This is a genomic window from Ignavibacteriota bacterium (assembly GCA_016708125.1).
Classification (GTDB): Bacteria; Bacteroidota; Ignavibacteria; order Ignavibacteriales; family Melioribacteraceae.
In genome coordinates, this window is the sequence record JADJGF010000001.1 from 27,639 (window position 1) to 49,346 (window position 21,708).

At 28.0% G+C, this 21,708-nt stretch carries 22 protein-coding genes; 2 read left to right on the forward strand and 20 right to left on the reverse strand.

Going from position 1 to position 21,708, the window contains the following annotated elements:
- Positions 1-142 precede the first annotated feature (142 nt).
- Together IPH62_00180 and IPH62_00185 are read right to left on the reverse strand one after the other, a co-directional pair.
- On the reverse strand, positions 143-613 hold the full coding sequence (locus IPH62_00180; GenBank protein ID MBK7103689.1) for a DUF4279 domain-containing protein: 471 nt from the start codon (positions 611-613) through the stop codon (positions 143-145).
- A gap of 2,096 nt (positions 614-2,709) precedes the next feature.
- Complete coding sequence (locus IPH62_00185) at positions 2,710-3,237, reverse strand: hypothetical protein (GenBank protein MBK7103690.1); 528 nt, start codon at positions 3,235-3,237, stop codon at positions 2,710-2,712.
- A gap of 851 nt (positions 3,238-4,088) precedes the next feature.
- On the opposite strand from IPH62_00185, the gene IPH62_00190 reads away from it, so the two are divergent.
- On the forward strand, positions 4,089-4,379 hold the full coding sequence (locus IPH62_00190; protein ID MBK7103691.1) for a BrnT family toxin: 291 nt from the start codon (positions 4,089-4,091) through the stop codon (positions 4,377-4,379).
- Position 4,380: 1 nt separating this feature from the next.
- Positions 4,381-4,590, forward strand: a complete 210-nt coding sequence (locus tag IPH62_00195) for a BrnA antitoxin family protein (GenBank protein MBK7103692.1) — start codon at positions 4,381-4,383, stop codon at positions 4,588-4,590.
- Between the two features lie 242 nt (positions 4,591-4,832).
- Here IPH62_00195 and IPH62_00200 read toward each other — a convergent pair whose 3' ends face one another.
- The 18 genes from IPH62_00200 to IPH62_00285 form a co-directional block, all read right to left on the reverse strand.
- The gene (locus IPH62_00200) at positions 4,833-5,558 is read right to left on the reverse strand and encodes a T9SS type A sorting domain-containing protein (GenBank protein ID MBK7103693.1); all 726 of its coding nucleotides are present in this window, start codon (positions 5,556-5,558) and stop codon (positions 4,833-4,835) included.
- Between the two features lie 254 nt (positions 5,559-5,812).
- Positions 5,813-6,295, reverse strand: coding sequence for a hypothetical protein (locus IPH62_00205; protein MBK7103694.1), 483 nt, complete (start codon positions 6,293-6,295; stop codon positions 5,813-5,815).
- Between the two features lie 255 nt (positions 6,296-6,550).
- Positions 6,551-7,234: a hypothetical protein gene (locus IPH62_00210; protein ID MBK7103695.1), complete on the reverse strand. Its 684-nt coding sequence runs from the start codon at positions 7,232-7,234 to the stop codon at positions 6,551-6,553.
- A gap of 824 nt (positions 7,235-8,058) precedes the next feature.
- Positions 8,059-8,292, reverse strand: a complete 234-nt coding sequence (locus tag IPH62_00215) for a hypothetical protein (protein ID MBK7103696.1) — start codon at positions 8,290-8,292, stop codon at positions 8,059-8,061.
- 287 nt (positions 8,293-8,579) lie between these two features.
- Complete coding sequence (locus tag IPH62_00220) at positions 8,580-9,146, reverse strand: outer membrane beta-barrel protein (protein MBK7103697.1); 567 nt, start codon at positions 9,144-9,146, stop codon at positions 8,580-8,582.
- Between the two features lie 30 nt (positions 9,147-9,176).
- On the reverse strand, positions 9,177-9,506 hold the full coding sequence (locus IPH62_00225) for a hypothetical protein (protein ID MBK7103698.1): 330 nt from the start codon (positions 9,504-9,506) through the stop codon (positions 9,177-9,179).
- Between the two features lie 359 nt (positions 9,507-9,865).
- Positions 9,866-10,285: a hypothetical protein gene (locus IPH62_00230; protein ID MBK7103699.1), complete on the reverse strand. Its 420-nt coding sequence runs from the start codon at positions 10,283-10,285 to the stop codon at positions 9,866-9,868.
- An 821-nt stretch (positions 10,286-11,106) separates the two neighbouring features.
- Positions 11,107-11,835, reverse strand: a complete 729-nt coding sequence (locus IPH62_00235) for a hypothetical protein (GenBank protein MBK7103700.1) — start codon at positions 11,833-11,835, stop codon at positions 11,107-11,109.
- A 253-nt stretch (positions 11,836-12,088) separates the two neighbouring features.
- Positions 12,089-12,742, reverse strand: a complete 654-nt coding sequence (locus IPH62_00240; protein MBK7103701.1) for a hypothetical protein — start codon at positions 12,740-12,742, stop codon at positions 12,089-12,091.
- Between the two features lie 577 nt (positions 12,743-13,319).
- A complete protein-coding gene (locus tag IPH62_00245; protein MBK7103702.1) occupies positions 13,320-13,493 on the reverse strand; it encodes a hypothetical protein in 174 nt (57 codons plus the stop codon).
- A 669-nt stretch (positions 13,494-14,162) separates the two neighbouring features.
- On the reverse strand, positions 14,163-14,519 hold the full coding sequence (locus IPH62_00250) for a hypothetical protein (protein ID MBK7103703.1): 357 nt from the start codon (positions 14,517-14,519) through the stop codon (positions 14,163-14,165).
- A 53-nt stretch (positions 14,520-14,572) separates the two neighbouring features.
- Complete coding sequence (locus IPH62_00255; GenBank protein ID MBK7103704.1) at positions 14,573-15,001, reverse strand: hypothetical protein; 429 nt, start codon at positions 14,999-15,001, stop codon at positions 14,573-14,575.
- 893 nt (positions 15,002-15,894) lie between these two features.
- Positions 15,895-16,260 (reverse strand): hypothetical protein, encoded by a 366-nt coding sequence (locus IPH62_00260; protein MBK7103705.1) that lies wholly within the window; start codon positions 16,258-16,260, stop codon positions 15,895-15,897.
- Between the two features lie 271 nt (positions 16,261-16,531).
- Positions 16,532-17,149 (reverse strand): hypothetical protein, encoded by a 618-nt coding sequence (locus tag IPH62_00265; protein MBK7103706.1) that lies wholly within the window; start codon positions 17,147-17,149, stop codon positions 16,532-16,534.
- 286 nt (positions 17,150-17,435) lie between these two features.
- Complete coding sequence (locus tag IPH62_00270; GenBank protein ID MBK7103707.1) at positions 17,436-19,232, reverse strand: hypothetical protein; 1,797 nt, start codon at positions 19,230-19,232, stop codon at positions 17,436-17,438.
- Positions 19,233-19,500: 268 nt separating this feature from the next.
- Positions 19,501-20,010 carry a hypothetical protein gene (locus IPH62_00275; protein MBK7103708.1) on the reverse strand — a complete coding sequence of 170 codons (510 nt, stop codon included), beginning with the start codon at positions 20,008-20,010 and terminating at the stop codon, positions 19,501-19,503.
- 275 nt (positions 20,011-20,285) lie between these two features.
- The gene (locus tag IPH62_00280; GenBank protein MBK7103709.1) at positions 20,286-20,888 is read right to left on the reverse strand and encodes a transposase; all 603 of its coding nucleotides are present in this window, start codon (positions 20,886-20,888) and stop codon (positions 20,286-20,288) included.
- Positions 20,876-21,430, reverse strand: coding sequence for a transposase zinc-binding domain-containing protein (locus IPH62_00285; GenBank protein ID MBK7103710.1), 555 nt, complete (start codon positions 21,428-21,430; stop codon positions 20,876-20,878). The genes IPH62_00280 and IPH62_00285 overlap by 13 nt, the downstream gene beginning before the upstream one ends.
- Positions 21,431-21,708 lie beyond the last annotated feature (278 nt).

Genomic DNA, 21,708 nt, shown 5'->3' on the forward strand with positions numbered 1-21,708 from the left:
TTGCTTTTAACAAAAACTGCGACACACTTTTCTAAATTGTACTTCACTTTAACAAAAAACTAAAATTTACTTTCAAACTTTTGATTTACAAACCAAACCGGAATTGAGCGAAGCGGTCGGGTTGATTTGTTTGTTATGTGTTTTATTTAATATTTCTGAATTCAAAATAATTTGAATATTCCAATAACTCTTTTAGTAATTCAGATTCAGCACCTAAACCAAAATATTTTTCATTTATTTTAAGATAAACGAAAATAGATATTTGAGTATTCTCTGAATCTTGTAATAATTGCTTAATTTCATCTTTAACTTTCCTAATTCTTTTTAGTAAATAAAAAGCATGATTTTCGAAGCGTTGAACTTTAATTTTATTTTCAGTGGAATAAACCCAAAGTGTAAACTGACGAATCTTTTTTACTTTTTTTACTTTTTTAGATTCTTCATCTAATTCTTTTCCAAAATAAATTTCACCTTTATTAAAATATCTAAGGGGTTTTAATTTTAATATTTTAGAAAGTTCATTCTTTTTATAAGTATTTGAATGTATACCATATTCAATATGAATTTCATTATAATCATAAAAGCTAAATTCTTGCAATAATTTTGTTTTCATAAGATTCTCTTTTAAAACACATAACGGCGTGGCAAATAACCCGTCCGCCCAAAACAACAATTTTACTAAATAACGATTAATTAAATTTTTTAAGCAAAGTTTAAATTGCCTTTATCAAACTTTGCGACTAACTTTTCATAATTGCACTTCACTATAACAAATATCTAAAATTTACTTCCCAACAATTTATTTACAACCAAAACAGAACTGAGCGAAGCGGTCGGGTTGATTTGCTTGTTATACACTTTTATACAAATTTTTTGTTTTAACTTTTTTTAGAAAATTTATTTAACAGATTTTTTTTAATCTTTTACGAAATATTAATTTATTTGAAAATTTTAACAGCTCTAAATTTTAAATACATTTTTTGAGTGAAAAACTTGAACAGCAATTTTACGTTTTGAAAAATGTAAAACTTAGAAAAATGTTTAGCAAAAATATTCAAAAGAACGAAAACTAATTTTTAGAAATATTTTACGAATTTATATTTTTGCAAAAAACTAAAATATGATTTTACAAAAGTTTGAAAACATAAAATTTTACAAAACTTTAAAGATAATTTTAAATAATTTTCAAACCGTGTATAACGGCGTGGCAAATAACCCGTCCGCCAATAACAATAATTTTATTAAATAACGAATGATTTATTTTTAGGAGCAGTTTTTAATTTATCTTTTGCAAAAACTGCGACTCACTTTTCTGAATTGCACTTCACTTTAACAAAAAACTAAAATAGATTTCCAAACTTTTTGTTTACAAACCAAACCAGAATTGAGCGAAGCGGTCGGGTTGATTTGTTGGTTATATAGCATTTTTAGTAATTGCTCTTTCTCATAATATTAATCCGGCATTAACATTACGAGAGTTTTTATAAACAATATGATTGAGAATATAAATGTTAATGAGCTAATTAACATTAAATATTTCTTTTTATGGGTAAATCCGATTAATAAATTTATTGCAGTTGAAATTCCTATTCCTAAAATCAAATAAGTAAAAAAACGAATTGATGATAAATTTTCAGAAGCAAATGTATGAAATTCAGATAACATTGATAATTTTTGTAATCTAAATAAATCGGAATAAAGTAAATAATAAAAACTACGAAAAGAATGAATCCAACAAATGTTAAAAATGTTGCTAATGTTAACATTGAAAATATTCTTGAAATTACTGAATTTGAATGATTATCATCCAATGAGAAATGGATAGATTTAGAGTTACCGATCATTTGATCACCTCTTTTTATAAATATATATTTATTTAATCTTTCAATTCATATTTGCTATATAACGGCGTTGCAAATAACCCGTCCGCCAAAAACTACAATTTTATTTAATAACAAATGGTTTATTTTAAAGAGCAGTTTTTAACCTTGCCTACCGGCAGGCAGGTTTGGTTTTACAAAAAACTGCGACTTACTTTTCTAAATAGCACTTCTCTTTAACAAAAAACTTAAATTTCCTTTCAAACTTTCTATTTACAAACCAAACCAGAATTGAGCGAAGCGGTCGGGTTGATTTGCGTGTTATACACTTTTATATAAATATTTTGTTTTAACTTTTTTTAGAAATTTATGTAACAGATTTTTTTCATTTTTTTTTGAAAACTTTTATTTATTGAAATTTTAAACAGCTCTAAATTATAAATACATTTTTTGAATTGAAAAACTTGAACAGCAATTTTACATTTTAAAAATCTTAAAATTTGAAAAATGTTAAACAAAAATATTTAAAAGAACGAAAACTAATTTTTAGAAATGATTTACGAATTATAATTTTTGCAAAAAACTAAAATTTGATTTTACAAAAGTTGGAAAACTTAAAACTTTACAAAACCTAAAAGACAATTTTAAATATATTTTAAACCGTGTATAACGGCGGCGCAAATAACCCGTCCGCCAAAAACAACAATTTCATATAATAACAAATAGTTTAATTTTAAGAGCAGTTTTTAATTTAGTTTTACAAAAAACTGCGACTTACTTTTCTGAATTGCACTTCACTTTAACAAAATACTTAAAATTACTTTCTAACTTTTATTTTGCACAAAACCCAAACGAGCGAAGCGGTCGGGTTGATTTGCTTGTTATACAACTATTTTATTATTAAGTCAGTATTTGGTTTTGAACAATAATTTGAAAAATTAAATTTTATCTTTTGCATATTTGTATCCATTGTTAGATTTATCCATGCAGTATAAAAAGAATCTCTGCTATAGATTTGAAGACCCAAATATGTAGTTTTACCAGGAAGTGATCCTAACCAATAATGAAATGAATCAATATTTCTCCTAACAGCGATAGTTGAATCAATTGTTGACCAATTATAACTTTCTGAATATTTAATTGTGTCTCCAATGTTGAGTTTAGCAATTCTGTTATCTCTATGAAATATTTTAGTTTTATCTTGTAATAATAATAGATATTTCTGATCAACTGTATCAACTCCAGTAAAAGTTAATACTGATTGAATGTCTTTTACTCCATTGCCATCTATATCAATTTTAGTTTCATTATTATAATATTTTTTTTCAACTTCATAATTATGAATAGTTTCATTTGGATTTTCTGAACATCCATAAATGAAAAATATTATTGTGATAATATGTTTTATTAATTTCATATTCTTTTTAGTTGTATAACGGCGTGGCAAATAACCCGTCCGCCCAAAACAACAATTTAACTTAATAATGTATGATTTATTTTAAAGAGCAGTTTTTATTTTTCCTTTACAAAAAACTGCGACTTACTTTTCTGAATTGCACTTCACTTTAACAAAAAGCTAAAATTAACTTTCAAGTTTTCTGTTTACAAACCAAACCAGAATTGTGCGAAGCGGTCGGGTTGATTTGTTTGTTATACACTTCTATACAAATTATTTGTTTTAACTTTTTTGAAAATTTAATTTAACAGATTTTTCTTAAATCTTTTTGAGAACATTTATTTATTGAAATTTTTAACAGCTCTAAATTTTAAATGCATTTTTTGTATTGAAAAACTTGAACTACAATTTTACATTTTAGAAAAACCTAAACTTTGAAAAATGTTTAACAAAAATATTAAAAAAAACGAAAACTAATTTTTAGAAATGATTTACGAATTTATATTTTTGCAAAAAACCAAAATATGATTTTACAAAAGTGTGAAAACTTAAAACTTTACAAAACCTAAAAGACAAATTTAAATAGTTTTTTAAACCGTGTATAACGGCGTGGCAAATAACCCGTCCGCCAAAAACTACAATTTTATTAAATAACGATTGGTTTATTTCACAAAGCAGTTTTTATTTTTCATCAGCAAAAACTGCGACTCACTTTTCTAAATTGCACTTCACTTTTACAAAAAACCAAAATTTACTTTCAAACTTTTTATTTACAAACCAAACACAAATTAGCGAAGCGGTCGGGTTGATTTGTTTGTTATGTGCTTTTTTATTAATTTATTTCATCATTATAATATCATTATATAATCTATATGAATAATATTCATTTTCAATGGGATCAAAAGAAAAATATTGAAAATATTAAGAAACATAAAATTTCTTTTGAAGAAGCCAAAACTGTTTTCTTTGATGAAAATGCAAGGGTTATTTCAGATCCAGAACATTCCATTAATGAAGATAGATTTATCATTTTAGGCTTTTCAACAAAACTTAATCTCCTAGTTGTTGTTCATACTTATAGAGAAAATGATGAAATTATTAGAATTATTTCTGCTAGAAAAGCAACAAAAACAGAAAGTAAATATTACCAAGAGGTAAAATAATATGAAAAAAGAATATGATTTTTCAAATTCCATAAAAAATCCTTACATCAAAAAACTGAAAAAACAAATATCAATTCGTATTGAAGATGATACAGTAGAATATTTTAAGAAATTGTCAACAGAAATTGGAATTCCATATCAAAATTTGATGAATATGTATTTACGTGAATGCGCTGATAAAAATATGAAGCCAAATATTAATTGGCAATAATTTAATCTTTTATTTAGCACATAACGGCGTGACAAATAACCCGTCCGCCCAAAACAACAATTTTATTAAATAACGAATTTATATTTTTACAAAACAATGTTTAACTTTTTCTTACAAACATTGTTTTTAAACTTTCTGAATTGACTTCACTTTAACAAAAAACTTAAAATTACTTTCTAACTTTTATTTTGCACAAAACCCAAGCCGGAACGGCGGTCGGGTTAATTTGTTGGTTATGCGTTTTATTTTAATACTATAAATTTTTGAATTTTTGTATATTTATTTGAGCTTACTTTTATAAAATAAATTCCACTTCTTAAATCATCTACTGAAAATTGCAATTTATAATTTCCAGCTACAACTCTTGTTTCACTAAGGATTTTTATACTACGTCCAAGAATATCAATAATTTCTATTTTTATATTTGTTTCCTTGTTAACTGAATATTCAATAATAGAAATTGGATTACAAGGATTGGGATAAATATTACTAATATTTAATTCATCTTTCTGTTCTTTTTCAATTGATGTTGACAATTCAGAAACTGTAAACTCATTTGATTTTAATGAATCATAATTTGTTAAATTCGAATCTAAATTGTAAAAAAATACTAATCTGTAAATTCCAGGTTCATAAAATATTGTAAAATATGATGAATAATATTTTCCCGCTTCAACTTTTATATTTTGATAAGCACTAAAACCATCACAAATAACTCCACCAAATCTTTCCCAAATATTATCCTTTCTTTTTTGGATTTCAAACTTGATATTACCACAAATAAAAAAATATACATCTTCAGTAGAATTATTTATTATAGAGAAATAACTCATTGAAGAATCTTTTCTAATATATTCTGTTGTATCTGTTAAGATAATCAACTCGCTTAAATCAGAATTTTGTGCATATATTTGAGAATAGATCAATGTAATAAAAAGTATAAAAATAATACGTTTTAATTTTTCCATATTATCTCCACTTTTATTAACGCATAACGGCGGCGCAAATAACCCGCTGCCTAAAACAGCAATTTTAAGTTTATTTGTTTCCGCCAAAGTTTATAAAAACTGTTGTTAATTTATTTTCTGCAACAACAGTTTTTTGGTTATTTAAATTTACTTTCAATATTAAACAACAATTTTAAACGAACTTTCCATTTTATTTTTTACAACAAATGCCAGACTGCGCACGCAGTCGGGTTGATTTGTTGGTTATGTTGCTTTTAAATTGAAATACCAAACGAAATTACAATTGGACTTACTTTGTTTATTTCATCTATACCAAAAAATCCTTTGCCAATCGATATAATTTTTTTCTGATAAAAATATATTCTTGGTTCAAAAAATATATAAGTATTTTCATTTAAATCGAAAGATAATTGCATTCCCAAAATTCCAACAATTGAAAAAGGCATTCCAAAAGTTAATCCAGCTCCACCTTGAAAAGTAGTTTTAATATCGGAATTAATTCTAAAATTAAATCTATATGTACCAGATGCAATTGGTAATCCTAACATTATCAACTCTTGTGAAATTGAAATATATTTTGAAAAATAGAAATTTCTTCCAATTCCAAATGTTGGTACAGTTCGATTTATTTCTGCCCCAATTTTGATTTCATATTTATTTAAATAATCATAACTATTTTGAGAAAATATTGGATTGTTAATTAAAAGAAAAATGAATTGAAGAATTATTATTTTCATATTTTTTTAGCAGCATAACGGCGTGGCAAATAACCCGTCCGCCCGAAACTACAATTTTATTTAATAACGAATTTCAAATTTTACTAAAACAATGTTTATTTTGATTTTCTAAAAACATTGTTTTTAAATTTGCTGAATTGTACTTCACTTTAACAAAAAACTAAAATTTACTTTCCAACTTTTATTTTGCGCAAAACCCAAGCCGGAACGGCGGTCGGGTTGATTTGCTGGTTATGCCATTTTTATAATTTGAAATTACTTATCTATGATTTTTACTTCACTTAGAACTTTCTTAACCCTTGTAACACCATGCCAAATTTCTTCTCTGCCAATAAATCCTAATTTTGGAGAATAATATGTTCTTGCTCCAGTCTCAGAAGAATCTTTAAATTCATAAACAATGCAATCAATCTCACCAAATGGTGTCAAAAAAGGCTTGTTTAATGCTAAACATTTTACCTCTGTGCTACCACTTGTATAAAAAGCAGTATCTTGTGTCGTCACATACATGTTATAATACCAATCCCAAGTTTCATTTTGATTTATTGGATATTTAGCATATAAAGAAAGTGGATCATAAATAGTTGTATCATTTCCTCGTATACTTCCATATAAGTTAAATCCAAACTCATTATTTGCGCATAAAAACTTAGCTGAGTCTATTGAATTAGACCACTTCCAAGTATAAAGTGTATTCTTCTCTCCATTAATAAATAATTCTACAATTTCTGTCACTTTGACACTTGAATAACTAATTCCCGTATATACGCCATCAATATTAAAAATCGAGTCAATATATTTCCATTCATTACCTACCGTTAAAGGAACTATCTCCCCATCTTGAACATTTGGAATGTCTTCAATTGGATTTGAATCATCGCCACATGACCAAATTATAATAAATAAAATGATGATTGTGAAATTCTTAATATTTTTCATATTTTTTTCTTTTATGGCATAACGGCGGCGCAAATAACCCGTCCGCCAAAAACATTTAATTTTATTAATAACGAATTTAGAATTTTACAAAACAATGTTTAACTTTTTTCACAAACATTGTTTTGAAAACTTTATGAATTGTACTTCACTTTAGCATAAAGCTAAAATTGACTTTCAAAATTTCTATTTACAAACCAAACCCAAACGAGCGAAGCGGTCGGGTTGATTTGCGTGTTATACACTTTTATACAAATTTTTTGTTTTAACTTTTTTTAGAATATTTATTTAACAGATTTTTCTTAAATCATTTTGAAAACATTTATTTATTGAAATATTTTAACAGTTCTAAATTTTAAATACATTTTTTGAATTGAAATACATGAACAGTAATTTTAAGTTTTAGAAAAATGTAAAACTTAGAAAAATGTTTAACAAAAATATTTTAAAAGAACGAAAACCTAAATTTTGGAAGAAATAACTTTTTAAATACTTTACAACAAAATTAAAATTTGATTTTACAAAAGTTTGAAAACATAAATTTTTACAAAACCCAAAAGACAATTTTAAACTGATTTTAAGCCGTGTATAACGGCGGCGCAAATAACACGCCGCCTTTAATTTAATTTTTGCTAAATAACGAATTTCTAATTTTACAAAACAATGTTTAACTTTTTTCACAAACATTGTTTTTAAACTTTCTGAATTGCACTAACTTTAACAAAAAAGCTTAGTTAAACTTCCAATATTTCTGTTTACAAATTCCCGCCAAGTGAAAATGGCGGTCGTGTTGATTTGTTTGTTATACCGTTTTATTTTAGTGAATTTCAATTTCCATTTTCTTCAATAATTTTATCAATCAAATCATTTTCTCCAACTATATTTTCATTTCCCAAAAATCTTGAAACTTCCATATGTCCATCTTCAAAAACGTCAATTTCTGTTCTTTCTCCAACAAGAGTTAAAGTAACAAGAATTGTATCTGGTCTTGATCTTCCTAACGTAAAAAAAATATGAGCGTCTTCAAGTTTTTTTAGCAGTTCATAAATTGGATGAATCATTTTTTGTCCAAATTATTGGTATGAAATAATATATATATTAATAATTTTTTCAACGGTATAACGGTGTTGCCGATAAGCGGCGCCCCAGAACAGGGATGCCACTTAAAAAACAACTGCCGATAATTTAGCAAACTGTGCTTAATTTTCATCGTAAGCGCAGTTTGCAACAATGTTATTTAATAGAACTACCTTTAAAAAGTTAGCCGAAACGGAACAACTAACTTTATAATTACTAAAATGCCAAATGCGAAAACGGCGTCCGCTTGATTGGCTTGTTATACCGTTTTCTAAAACAAACCGAAATTTACTCCAGCATTTATTCCGAAATAAGAAGTTTTTATATCGGAATTTTCTAAATTTTTGGTAATATAATTGTAGTTAACATTTAAGTCTAAATAGATATTATCATCTATTTCAAACTCGTAGCCAAATCCACTTGAAATATTAAAATTTTCATCTGAAGCAGAGGATGAATAAGAACTTTCCATAAATGAATAATTTACTTCATAGCTTAAAAAATGCATTCCAAATGTAGCGAAGAAATAAGGTCCAACTTCATCAGGTATAAAATTTACCTTTAAACCAGTATTTAACAAAAATGAGTTAAAACTTATATGATTTTTTTCAGACCAAGTTATGTAACCAGCTTCACTTTGCCAGCCAACATTTTCACTGAACATCCATATATATTTCGCTTTTATACCATATCCAGTTCCAGCATAATCACTAAAATCACCAGTCGGAATACTCAGGACAGCACTAGCACCTAATGCAGATTCATAATTTCCCCATTGTGAAAATAGAGGAGAATTATAAAATAATATTATAGTAAGAAAAAGTAAGATAGATTTCATTGTTACTCCATTTTAAAAAATGTTTTTAAATTATCTTGTAATTCTTCCAACAGAGCCCATTATATCAGTCTTTAATGTCGTTAATAATCGGGTATCATAACCAACATAATCTTTGTAGAAAGCTTCTGATTTTACATCTACACTTTTGCGATGTTCAGGAAACTTTACTGTAACTCTGACGCGGTAGTAATCAGTATATTTGCCAGTCCAAGTGTAAATCCAACCAGTTCTAATATATCCATTTTCCTTTTGTGCAATTTCAATATCAAATGTTCTACTTAACAAATCATATATGCTTGTCCAAGCTTTATCGTAAGAAACATCTTCTCGTAATTCAATTGTAGTCCAACCAGGTTCCATAGTCCTAATAAATGTTTCTGGTGTCCTACAACCACTTAAAATTACAACTGAAATAAAGAGAATTGAAAAAAAAATAAAAGATTTCATTTTTTACACCTTTCGTTTATTGAATATTATTATTTGAATTAACGGTATAACGGCGTGGCAAATAACCCGACGCCTTAAACAACAATTTTATTAAATAACGAATTTTATAATTACCAAAGCAAAGTTTAATTTTATTTTAGCAAACTTTGCGACTTCATTTTCTAAATTGCACTTCACTTTTACAAAAAACTAAAATGAACTTTCATACTTTCTGTTTACAAACCAAACCCAAATTAGCGAAGCGGTCGGGTTGATTTGTTTGTTATATTGTTTTAATATTTTGAATTTTCTGAAAATATTTCCTTTGAGTTAATTTTTTCACCTTTGATGTTATGAAATATTTCACCAGCTTTTAAGGTCATTTCTCTATAAGATTCCAAACCATAAATTTCATTATCTATTAAAACCTTAAAATATTTTATTGCTCTTTCAACAATTATGGAAGAAACATAAATCAAAAGATATTTTTGATTTTTATTTGTGTTCCACTTTTTCTTTTTACTTCTTTCTGATGGTGTAGATAATATAAATTCTTTAACTTCTTCACAGTTGTATTCATACCATTTATCTAATTCAGTTTTGTCTAATGAAAAGATATGTTCTTGAGCTTCAATTTTTTCGTTTTTATTTAGAATTTTATGAAGTTCATTGTATTGCGATTTACAATTTCCATGATAAAGGCGAATATCCATTTCAATTTTATACCTTATTATAAACAATATAACGGCGTGGCAAATAACCCGTCCGCCTAAAACAACAATTTTACTAAATAACAAATGTTTAATTTTAAAGAGCAAAGTTTAACTTTTCTTTAGCAAACTTTGCGACTTAATTTTTTGAATTGTACTTCACTTTTACAAAAAACTTAAACTTACTTTCCATAATTTGATTTACAAATTCAGCCCAAACAAGCGAAGCGGTCGGGTTGATTTGCTTGTTATACACTTTTATACAAATTTTTTGTTTTAACTTTTTTGAGAAATTTAATTTAACAGATTTTTCTTAAATCATTTTGAAAACATTTATTTATCGAAATATTTAAACAGCTCTAAATATTAAATACATTTTTTGAATAGAAAAACTTGAACAACAATTTATAATTTTAGAAAAACTAAAACTTTAAAAAATGTTAAACAAAAATATTTAAAAGAACAAAAACTAATTTTTAAAAATATTTTACGAATTTAATTTTTGCGATAAACTAAAAATTTGATTTTACAAAAGTTAGAAAACTTAAAACTTTACAAAACTTTAAAGACAAATTTAATAGATTTTAAACCGTGTATAACGGCGGCGCAAATAACCCGTCCGCCCAAAACTACAATTTTACTAAATAACGATTGGTAAAATTACCAAAGCAGTTTTTAATTTTCACTCACAAAAACTGCGACTCACTTTTCTGAATTGTACTTCACTTTAACAAAAAACTTAAACTTACTTTCCAGCTTTCTATTTACAAACCAAACCAGAATTGAGCGAAGCGGTCGGGTTGATTTGTTTGTTATGTGTTTATTTATTTATTTATTAAATGTTCTTTTAATTTTTCTTCATAATCATCAAGCTTATATAAGTATGGATATAATAACTTTGCCCTTTTATCAGACCATACTCTTTTAAATGCGCGTGTATTTAATAAAACTGTATCAATATTACTTGTTGCATATACTTTAATTTCTAAGTCTGATTCAAATAAATAAACATATTGAATCCTTAAAATTTCAGTAATAGTGATTAATAAATCATTAATCTCTTCATTGCTTAATGGGAACTTAATGTAAAGATCATTGGGATCATTAAAATATTTTGCATCTGAATGAGCAAGAGCTTTGTCACGTCTTCCCTTAATACGCTCAATAATATCTTTTTTTGAATTGATTATTTCTGATTGTTCAGTAACAATTTTTTGATATTCTTCACTTTTTATAATTTCTCGTTTGTTAGTGTCCGAATTATAAATTGTTGGTTCAATAACCTTTGAATTTTCTTTAGCTTTAGATAACCAATCTAATAAGCATTTATTTTCTCTATCGTCCAATAGCATACATAATTCTATTAGTATTGTTCTATTAAAACTAAAAGAAACAAGCTTAAAGAAATATGCTCCAGTTTCCAATGCTATCATTCGGTTTGGTGTTTCCCACTCTTTCAATAACTCTAATTGGTAATTCAATCCTTTGATGAATAATAAACGATGAATAAGTTTTTTTAAATATTCTCTTAATTCAACTTTTGGATTTAGCATATTAAAATACCTTTTATCAAACACATAACGGCATTGCGCCTAACCCGCCGCCCATAACAGGGAAGCCAAGCTAAAACACAAATGATAAATATTTAACAAACTGTACTTAACTTGCATCAGCAAGTGCAGTTTGTAAGTTAATTAATTAGAACGAACACTTTGAACAACAAACTATAACTAAAACACAATTTCAAAAATCACAAAATCGCCAAACTAAAACGGCGGTCGGGTTGAGGCGCTGGTTATATAACCTTTAAAGATTATAGCAAATACCTATTGAAAAATTACTTTGTAAAAAATTAAAATTATAATCGTTCAATTTTCTTTCACCGCCAATTTTCCATACCGAATACAAATATCGTAATCTAAGATTACTAAGGATTGAAATTCTTCCGTCATCAGCAAATGGTAATCTAAATTGGACTAAACCATTTGCTCCTAAAGCAAATAAATTTATTTTATCTTCTAAAGGTTCACGATTAAATGGTTGATTTGTTGTAATAGTGTGATTGATTCCTTCAAATGATAAACCTAATCCTACATCAAAATGTTCTAATAAATTTTTTGAAATAGTTATGTCGAAGGGAAATGAATATTGCGTTAAATCGAAATCATATTTTAGTGCATCGAATTGAGTAAAATAGGTAACAGTTGATACATCGCTTGCCTTCGAAAAATAATAACCAGTTTCTAAAATCAGCTTATATTCAGTATTAAGATTATGAATTACTCCAATATTCGTTCCAAAACCATAGTTTAAATTTTTGTCTTGAGTAATTGGTAGTGAATTGTCATAGTGGTAAACAAAATTACCAACTGTTCCGTTTACATAAATTGAATTTTGTGCGTAGCTGATATTGCAAAGTGTAATTAGAAATATTGAAAAAACTAAAAATTTATTTCTCATCTGTATACCACGATGTAAGTAGAACGTTTTACAAATTTCTGATTAATATAAAGCTCGATATAATAGGTACCTTCAACTATTTTATTTTTGTTTTGGTCCTCAAAATTCCAATGAACCTCATAAATCCCAGTGTTATTGTAGAAGGAGTCAACTAATGTTACAATGAAAGTATTGTAAGAATTAATTACGTTAACCTTAACATTTGATGGTTCGCTTACATTAAACCGATAAGTCGATGAAGTACTCAGTACTAAATTTGGGTCAGTAACTTCACAAGCGACAAGTGAAATTAGTAGACTGATTGCAATTAAATGCTTTGTTATCATTCATTTCCTCAGGTTATATAACGGCGTGGCAAATAACCCGTCCGCCAAAAACTACAATTTTATTAAATAACGAATGGTTTATTTTAAAAGCAGTTTTTAATTTTGTTCTACAAAAAACTGCGACTCACTTTACTTAATTCCACTACACTTTTATAAAAAACTAAATTAAACTTTCAGACTTTAATTTTGCACAAACCCCAAACGAGCGAAGCGGTCGGGTTGATTTGTTGGTTAGCTGTATATTTAAAATATTATTTATAAAACTCTTTAAAGAAAGTTTTTTCCATGAAATCTACAAATTCTGGAAATGTAAGATAATCTTCGCGTATGCCCCATTTATCCCAAAATTCCCATAAACCCTTATTATCTGTAGTTACTTCACTAAGTTCTATACCTCCAACTTCATTTTGAATATTTTCTTCCAATTTAAAACTTCTGAAATATGTACCAATTATTATAGCTGAAAATGCCCTTCTTTTTAGAAAATCTATTAATGTATTCTTTTCTGAGAATTGTTTTTTAATATATGAAAAGTTTCTGGTTCAATCCATAATTCACTCATTTCAGGATGTTGCAACATATACTCATCAATTTTTAACCAAATCATTGCGAAGTCATTTTTTGTTTTAATATTTCTTTCTTCTCTCATTAGCGTTATTTGTTTATTTACTTGTTTGATGCTTTTGTTAAAAAATAAACAGTAATCACTATTAATACTAAATTTAAAGAAGTCATTATTATACTTATTAAGTCCATACTAACACCTTATATTATATTATTTTATATATTTATTTATAATGTTGTATACAGCTAACGGCGTGGCAAATAACCCGTCCGCCCATAATTGCAATTTTATTTATTAACGAATGATTTATTTTAAAGAGCAGTTTTTATTTTTCTTTTACAAAAACTGCGACTTACTTTTCTGAATTGTACTACACTTTTGCAAAAACCTTAAACTTACTTTTCAACTTTCTGTTTACAAACCAAACCCAAATTAGCGAAGCGGTCGGGTTGATTTGTTTGTTATACCGTTTTTATTAGAATTGTTTAATCATTATAAATTTTTCATTAACAAAGTTACTAAAAGTAGTCTATCTCAAAGTATGTCCACAAAGCGGACAATGTAAATGTCTACTTGCACAAGAATGACAGATATAGTGGCCTTTGGAACAAGACTTACCGCCAGATGTATCTTTATCCTGACCACAATTGTCACAGACACGATGACCCATTTCTACCATAATATTGTTGTTATGAATTTGTAAAGATTCCATTTCAAAAGCTATAAATTCATGAGTATCAATCTTTTTCATAGCACTCCTTGATTTAATAAATAATTTATAAATTATAGTTATAATTACCTTATTTTTTTTAGCAAAATTAGCATCATTAAATAACCAATATTTGATGTAAATAAAATTAAAATAAAGAAGATTCTTTATTTTCACATTATATTCTTTTAAATAGAACATACTGAAATCAAATTGACTATTTACATCAATTACAAATTCAATCCCTTTCGCGGGTCATTTTCCACACGATACCGACTAACAGCGAGATTTACAGCCTCAGATACACTTATAGCAATTTCTTTTGGGAACATTCGTTTATTGTCAGTACCTTCATCAATGGTTGATCCAGATTTTAGAAAAATAAATACCCAGTATTTATTTTTCACAAAGAATACGAGAATTGGATTACTTAATAACAATAAACCAAGAATACTCCATAAACTAAATGTTGTCACTAACCAGAGGCCAATCACACCAAAAACAACAGCAAGAAAATATTCTTTTGCACCATCAGAATTAGACCAAGAGGCATGTTTAATAGATTCGATATTAGTCACTTCCTCACCATATATTAATCTTTTGTTAGTAACGGTTACCTTATGGGTATCACTATTGAATAATACTTCTTCGTTTGACATATCTACTCCTTTTTTTGTTTACGGTATAACGGCGGCGCAAATAACCCGTCCGCCAAAAACATTTAATTTTATTAATAACGAATTTAGAATTTTACAAAACAATGTTTAACTTTTTTCACAAACATTGTTTTGAAAACTTTATGAATTGTACTTCACTTTAGCATAAAGCTAAAATTGACTTTCAAAATTTCTATTTACAAACCAAACCCAAACGAGCGAAGCGGTCGGGTTGATTTGCGTGTTATACACTTTTATACAAATTTTTTGTTTTAACTTTTTTTAGAATATTTATTTAACAGATTTTTCTTAAATCATTTTGAAAACATTTATTTATTGAAATATTTTAACAGTTCTAAATTTTAAATACATTTTTTGAATTGAAATACATGAACAGTAATTTTAAGTTTTAGAAAAATGTAAAACTTAGAAAAATGTTTAACAAAAATATTTAAAAGAACGAAAACCTAAATTTTGGAAGAAATAACTTTTTAAATACTTTACAACAAAATTAAAATTTGATTTTACAAAAGTTTGAAAACATAAATTTTTACAAAACCCAAAAGACAATTTTAAACTGATTTTAAGCCGTGTATAACGGCGTTGCAAATAACTTGTCCGCCCTTAATTATAATTTTACAAAATAACGAGTGGCAAAATTACGGGAGCAATGTTTAATTTTCCTTGCAAACATTGCGACTTAACTTTTCTTTAATTACACTTCACTTTAACAAAAAACTTAAATTGGATTACTAAATTCTCTATTTACAAATTTCCACCGAACCGGAACGGCGGTCAAGTTGATTTGCTGGTTAGGCAGCATTTTACTTTATTTGAGTTATTATTCATTATCTTAAATCTATTTGTAAATAGTAATTATGGATATTAATTACTAACTAAAATTCAAACTCTTCAACTTTTTCCCCATTAATAAAGATACTAATTCGATAATCTGTCTCTGTGCTTGTTGCATTATTGCCCGTATAAACTTCATAACTTTTTTTATATCCACTCATAACTATTTTTCTTTCTTGAAATACAGCACTTTTCTCAAAACTTTTACTGAATAATCCAAAAGACTCCTCTACTACTTCAATATCATTTATCTTACAGATAAAAGAATTTGTAATAGGCATTTTTACAACAGAAATTTTCCAAGGAGATGCTTCTTCAGTTGGTTTATAAAAAGCAAGTTGCGAAGAAGAACATGAAACTATAAAAAATACGACTAAAGCTATAATCAATAGAAAATAATTTTTCATACATTTGCCTAATAAAAATGATATACATAATAAATATATTTTGATGCCTAACGACGTTGCGCCTAACCCGCCGCCCAGAACAAGGAAGCCAAGCAAAACACAACTGATAAATATTTAGCCGAAGGTGCGTAACTTGTTTTCATACGCACCGAAGGCAAGTTAATTAATTAAGTAAGAACACTTAGAGCAAAATGCCGAACAAAAACAAAACGCCAAAAATTATAAATCCGCCAAACTAAAATGGCGGTCGGGTTGAGGCGCTGGTTAGGCATTAATTATTTAAACTTTTATTCTGCAAATCATATATAAAATAATGTGTTGTATCAATTCCGTTACCCGTAGTAAAAACAAGCTTATGTCTTATTAAACCAATATTGACTGCGAAATACATAAAAGGGAAATATGGATTTAAGTTCTGATTTATATATCCATAACAAATATAATTTTGATTGCCGATTATTAGGTTTTGCTTCTTAACTGTAATATTCAGAATACTATCGGTATTCGGAATTTGATATTGATAAGTCTCGTTGTCTTCAGCAGGGTATTTATAAAAGAAAGGAGAAACAAAGCCATTAGTGGAATCGTAAATGGATAAGAATAAACCATTAGATTCATTTTGGGCAACAAAATAATTATCAGCAAATCCAGTTGAAGTAATTAAAAAATATTCTTTACCTTCAATTGAAATCTTTTCAATAATTTTCCAAATGACTTGCCCAGTAGAATCAGATATTTGGTTATAAAGTTTGTAATTCCAAGTATTCCCAACCGCAAGCGGAAGTAAAGAGTTGGTCTTATCTTCAATTGGTTCAGTACTTTTATCTTCACAGCCAATAAAGAAAGAAATAGAAACAAAAACTGCGAACAAAACAGATGTTCTAAACATATTACACCTCATTAGTAATTGTTAATAAATTATTTACTTCGCAATCACGAAGAAGTAACAATTCTACTAAACAACCTCCAAATCTATTTATGCCTAACGGCGTGGTTGCTAAGGCGCAGCCCATAACAACACAGCCATATTTATTAAATAACTTTTATTTACTTCAAAATTTACTTTTATTAACAAAGTCGAAAAGCAAAGCCAAAACGGTAATACATACACTATTATTATACAAATGCCGAAAGCGAAAACGCTGTCGCCTTGAGCAACATGTTAGGCATAATAATCATCTTGTTTTTCGATCTATCATTCCACTCTTAATGCTTTCTAACTTTCTTATATTCTCCTTAAGATGTTCGGGTGTCCAGTATTGATTGTAAATGTATAATGACTTGTTCGCATATTCTTTCGCTAATTCTTTTTCATTACTATTACTATATAGAACAGCGAGATGTTCATAAGTGACAGCAAGAAAATATTCACAGTTAATTTTGCTCTCGGATGCAAGTTTGTATTGATCAATAGCACCTTGATAATGTTTCTGCTCCTCAAGCACCCGTCCTTTTTGAAAATACCCGGTAATTATATCTGGATATTTATCGATAAGCTTTTGAGCGTAAATCAGTGATTGAACAGGTGATTTATAATAATCAAGATATGTTTTGGAAAGAAAATTAAGTGAGAAATAATTTTCTATCTGAGATTCAATCACTGAATCCAATAACGATCTAACATTAGAACTATCACGCCAATCGCAAGCTTCATATTTACCATATACATTATTCAACTTGGCAAGTAATGGATCGCTCAACCTCGGGTCGGCTTCTTTATAAACGCTAACTTTTCGGGTTATATAGTTATACTTAAGCCAACTATTCCAGGAGGCATAGTGTGAATAATAAGTAAAATAGACAGTCGAATCAGCCAAATCGAAGATTACCGATTGATCTGTTTCATAATTGTGAAGCGATTCGATATGAACGGTGATATGATCTGAATAATGATAAAAACTTGTGTTACTAAGAATACCTATTATTTCATCGACCATATTTTGTTTAGATGTATCAATAAGTTCCGCAAATTTAACCACTCGTGCTTCCTCGTGAAATTTGCCGGCATAAATTGTCTCGGACTTTTTTCCCAATTCTTTCGAAACGGTTCTGTTGGCGATAAATTTATAACCATCAACTTTTGTTGCAGCTTTTGTTGAACCGATAAAATCATAAACCGCAGCTTTCTTTTCTTTGCTGCTGCCAATTGTAAAAATAATACCAACCGGAAATTTGAGTGTATTGGCAATCGAATCTACTTCTTTCAGATTATGAGTCTCCGTGATCAATTTACTTTTTTCGGAATAAAGAGTGCAATCTTCTTTATCGAATCCTCGTGGATTATTATTCCCATTTTCTGATATCGATAATCCAGATTCATTGAATGCTGTTGTAGTCATCAACAAACCGGTAAAACCAAAATCAGTATACTTTTGTTTTCCATCTATCTCATAGTTAACAACAACCGGATACTTTGACAGCATATTCAACTGTGCCGGTTGATCAAGATTATGAGCATGATAAGTATGATTGCCTTTTTCTATTATAACCGCTTCACAACGATTTGAATACATATCGTAGAATACTAGTAACTGCTTAAAAAAAGATTCAGGCAGATCGGAACTTTCCGATGCGCCTTTTATCTGTTCCAAAATATCGGGGTTTAATCTATTAGCATAACCATTTATTTTATATTTAAAAACCATTGAACCGAAAATATTTGCAAATACTCTAGTATACCAGGGTAAATAACTTATTTCCTTATCGAGGAATTCCTCTTTAAATTGTTCAAAAACCTCGTAAAAAGATTTCAATTCATTTTTTAACAAGTAACCATACTGATAGCCAACCTCATAATCGGTTCCCTTTAAATAAAGGAAGGGAATTCCAAAATGGTCTTCTCTTTGTGCGTTCTTCAAATACTTTTTTGTGTAATCATTGTCTTGTGCTTTAATACAATTAGTAAATAATATTGATACCAACGTTATTGCAAAAACAGTAAGGAAGAATTTGATACAGAGGTTACATTTCATTTTTTACCTTAATCTATAATTGAGTATATGCCTAACGGCGGCGCAAATTACCCGCTGCCTAAAACAGCAAACTTAAATAAATTTGTTTCCGCCAAAGTTTATAAAAACTGTTGTTAAATTATTTTCAAAACAACAGTTTTTTGATTATTTAATTTTACTTTCAATTTCAAACAACAATTTATAATGAACTTTCTATTTTAATTTTTACAACAAATTTCAGACTGCGGTACGCAGTCGGGTAGATTTGCTGGTTATATGCGTTTTAAATTTATATTCTGTAAAATATTCTAAAACCAAAATTTATTGGGAATAACGAATCTACATCACCTTGTGGACCAAATTCTTCCATTTTATTCTTAATATTTTTATTTATTTCTACCATTGTACCTATATTTAAATCAAACCCAATTTTACTTGTAATATTAATTTCCCTACCTATTCTTAATAATGCAAATTGATATTTTCCGATTTTTCTATTTGTTTCATATTTCAAATAATTAATTCCATACATAATATACCAGCAACGTCTTTTTGATAATTCAGATATTTCTCCTAAATGAAATCGAACATCACTTGAAATAGTAAATATATTTTCATTTGGCCAACTTCCCACAGTTATTCCTAATTGCGTTTGATAATATTGATAATATAATCCGATATTTAAAAGTTCAGAATAGCCAATTCCAGAAGAAATGTTAAATTCACTTTGCCCAGAATATTTAACTGGTGAAAGTATATAAATTAAAAAAATTGATAATAAATATGATTTAATTTTCATAACTATCTCACATTTTATTTAGCATATAACGACGTTGCCAATAAGCTGCTGCCCAAAAGAGCAATGCCAAATAAGCAACACAATGATTTATATTTAGCCGTGCTTAACTTTACATGTAAGCACGGCGGAACTAAACTTCAATAATACTGCTAATGTTAATAGCAATGCCAAACAAACTTTTAATCTTTATTTCTGTATTCAACCCGAGCAATTACGGCAGTCAGCTTGATTGGCGGGTTATATTAAGCTTTTATTTATTAATTAAGCTCTCAACTTCAACCATACCCACTCAACAATACTTTACTTTCACATTCCGGACATACACATTTAACTTTTTCTTCCAACTCATTTATTATTTCTTCAACTTTTTCTTTTAATTTTCCAAGTTCACTCTTTATTTCTTCTTCTATTTTATTCAGTGAGTCTTTCTTTTTATTTGGAGCAAAGATTCCTCCATACCTTATCTTTCTAAATCCTTCTGGTAGTATATGTAGTAAAAATCTTCTGATAAATTCCGTGTCTTCTAATGGTAGTATTTCTTTCTTAGCTATGCCTCGTTTATCTTGCTTCTTGTAGTTCTTATATTCAAATCTTACTACTCCTTTTTCATAACTCTTTATTCTGCTATTGGATATTGCTACTTTGTGTGTATATCTCGATATATATTCTAACGTCCTTTCTCCATTGCTAAATGGTGCCTTCGAATATATTACCCATTTCTTTTGACTCAATTTATATAGGTAATTGTTAAACTCTTTTGATCTTGATAGTATTTCTATCTTTCCCGGAAATCTTAATTTCCCTTCCTCATACTTTTCTTTTAGTAACTCTATAAATTTTCCCATCATAACTTCTGACATCGCCCCTACCGGAAACATAAACTTCTTCGAATATGGTAATTTCTTAAATCTCCTTCTTTCAGTCCTCCACTTAATACCATATAATGTATATGTGGATGATATAACATCTGACTTCCCCATGTATGCAATAAACCGATGTAACCTATTCTTCCTCCAAAATGTCTTTTATCCTCTGAAAATTTATTTAGTACATAAAAGCTGCTCTTGAATAATATATCATATAATATCTGCTGATTGCATATTGATAGATTATTCAACTCCGATGGCAACGTGAATACAACATGAAAGTATGGTAATGGCAGATAATTCTTTAGGACATTTATTAACCATTTTATTTTCTTATTCTGGTTACATCTATTACAATGTCTGTCTCTGCATGGTCTTTTCTTTTCTTCTTCATATCCACATTCTTCATTTGTGCACTTAAATTTAACCGGTGACACGTTATCTGAAAAACAATTGATAATCTTTGTGATTACCTTTCTCTGTTTGTTCGATATGCCTTTGTGCTCCAAATATCTCTCTATTCCAGACTTTAATATATCTGATACTTTTATCATTAGAGCTTAACTTATTCATATTTTCAATGAACTGCCAATGCTTTTTTGGCTTAATATAACGGCGGCGCAAATAACTTGCCGCCCATAATTACAATTTTATTTAATAACGAATGGGAAAATTACCAAGAGCAGTTTTTAATTTATCTTTAGCAAAAACTGCGACTAAACTTTCTGAACATTGTTCACTTTTAACAAAAATGCCAAACAAAACTTTCAAACTATGTTTTTACAATTTTTCCCGACTGAGTTCGGTGGTCAAGTTGATTTGCTTGTTATGC